At 67.7% G+C, this 1,919-nt stretch carries 3 protein-coding genes; 2 read left to right on the top strand and 1 reads right to left on the bottom strand.

Annotated features, from left to right (window positions below; translation table 11 throughout):
• Nucleotides 1–501, bottom strand: a 501-nt coding sequence (locus WDW90_RS36705) for a Crp/Fnr family transcriptional regulator (protein WP_336492656.1), incomplete at its 3' end; no start/stop codon positions are given.
• A gap of 182 nt (nt 502–683) precedes the next feature.
• On the opposite strand from WDW90_RS36705, the gene WDW90_RS36710 reads away from it, so the two are divergent.
• The gene (locus WDW90_RS36710; RefSeq protein ID WP_336492657.1) at nt 684–1,448 is read left to right on the top strand and encodes a Crp/Fnr family transcriptional regulator; all 765 of its coding nucleotides are present in this window, start codon (nt 684–686) and stop codon (nt 1,446–1,448) included.
• Between the two features lie 2 nt (nt 1,449–1,450).
• Entirely contained in the window at nt 1,451–1,747 is a 297-nt protein-coding gene (locus WDW90_RS36715) for a hypothetical protein (RefSeq protein ID WP_336492658.1), read from the top strand.
• The last annotated feature ends 172 nt before the right edge of the window (nt 1,748–1,919 follow it).

Genomic DNA, 1,919 nt, shown 5'->3' on the forward strand with positions numbered 1-1,919 from the left:
GTCGCCCTCCGTGCGGTCGTGGCACATCAGAAGCCAGCGCGCGAGACGCTGCTCCAGCTTGTAGCGCGTGTTGGCCAGGGCCGTGCCGGCGACCTGGACGTTGAGGGACTGGACGTAGCGCAGCAGCAGCGCGTGCAGACCGGGACTGCTGCCGAGAACCTTGCGCAGGGCATCCGAGGACACGCTCCAGGCGTAACCCGTCGCCTGCACCCGATCTTCGTGCGGGGACCGATCCGTCCCGAACAGCACCGGTACGCCGACCATGCCCTCGCGGCCGACGAGTGCCAGCTCGATCTGCTTGCCGTCGGCTGCTGTGACGATGTGGGAGAGGATCCCGTCCTCGACGAAGCAGACGCGCTCGATCGGCGTGTCGGGCTTGACCAAAACCTCGGCCAGCCGGAGCGGCACGGTCATCAGGTGAGGCTGCAGCAGGGCGAAGTCCGCCTCGGGCAGCGCCTTCAGCAGCCGGTTGTGGCAGGCGCGTTGGATGGATGCGGGCACGATCCCGTCCTCGCTGGGGCGGGAGCCATGAGCCCTCGACCGCTTGCGCCCGGATGCCTTAGCAAGCGACGGCTCCCACCATGACCTTAATCGTCGGCAGCCGCAAATAACCGATCATAGGATGTCGCGGATGTCGTTTTTCTGACTTAGCTTGTCGCTTCTTCGTCGACCGGTGAGGCCCGATGCAGGACGCGCTGATCCGCAAGCTCGAGAGCTTCGAGGAGCTGACCGACGAGGATCGCGGGGCGCTCAACGCCCTCGTGCCCAAGGTTCGGAAGGTCGGTCCTCGGGTCGACCTGATCCACGAGGGTGACCCGCCCGAGAACGTCCACCTGATCCTCGACGGCTACGCCTGCCGCTACAAGGTCCTGCCGGACGGCCAGCGCCAGATCATGGCCTACCTGGTGCCGGGCGATTTCTGCGATCTCAACGTGTTCATCCTCGACCAGATGGACCACACGATCGGCACGATCTCGGCCTGCCAGGTTGTCGACATCCCGCGCCAGGCCATCGAGGCGATCACGGCGAACCACCCGCACGTCACCCGGGCACTGTGGTGGTGTGCGCTCGTCGACGAGGCGGTTCTGCGCGAGTGGCTGGTCAATCTCGGCGCCCGGCCCGCCAACCATCGCATCGCCCATCTTCTCTGCGAGCTGCTGCTGCGGCTGGAGGCGGTGGGGCGCGTCAGCGACAACAGCTACGACTTCCCCTTCACGCAGACCGACATCGCCGACACGATGGGCCTGTCGAACGTGCACGTGCACCGCACGCTCCGCGAGCTGCGGGCCCTCGGCCTGATCGCGCTCAAGCAGCGGATCGTGACCATCCTCGACCTCGAGCGCCTGAAGGCCTTCTGCAACTACAATCCGAACTACCTGCATCTGCGCAACACGCGCTGGGGCGCGCGTCGGAGCGTGCCATGGCTGAGCAGCGGCCATGGAGGCTAGCGATGCTCGGCCAGAACAACGTCGAGACGCTGGTTGTGCTGAACCCGATCGCGGTCGACACCGCGAGCCCGGACCGCGAGGGCATGCTGGTGATGGCCAACGGGCTGCTGGTCGGCGTCCTGGTGCGCCTCGACACGCCCGAGCACGAGAGCCCGGGCGGCTGGTTCCTGGAAGCCGGCCTCGGCCGGCTGGCCGGCGTGCGATTTCCAGCCTTCGACACGCTGGAGGACGCCACGCGCTGGCTGCGGCAGCGGCTGAAGCCAGCGCCGCCCCAGCCCAGATCCGGGAGTTTGCTGTGATGGAGCCAGCGCCTCGCCCCCAAGGCTTTCCCGCACGGCCGGGACCGGATCCGCTGATCACGAAGCTCGAGCACGGCACGCGCCTGACCGAGGCGGATCGGGCCCTGCTGTCCGGCATCACGGCTCAGAGCCGGTGGGTCGGCCCGCATTGCGACCTCATCCGCGAGGGCGA

It is taken from the genome of Methylobacterium nigriterrae, from assembly GCF_037106235.1.
GTDB lineage: Bacteria > Pseudomonadota > Alphaproteobacteria > Rhizobiales > Beijerinckiaceae > Methylobacterium > Methylobacterium nigriterrae.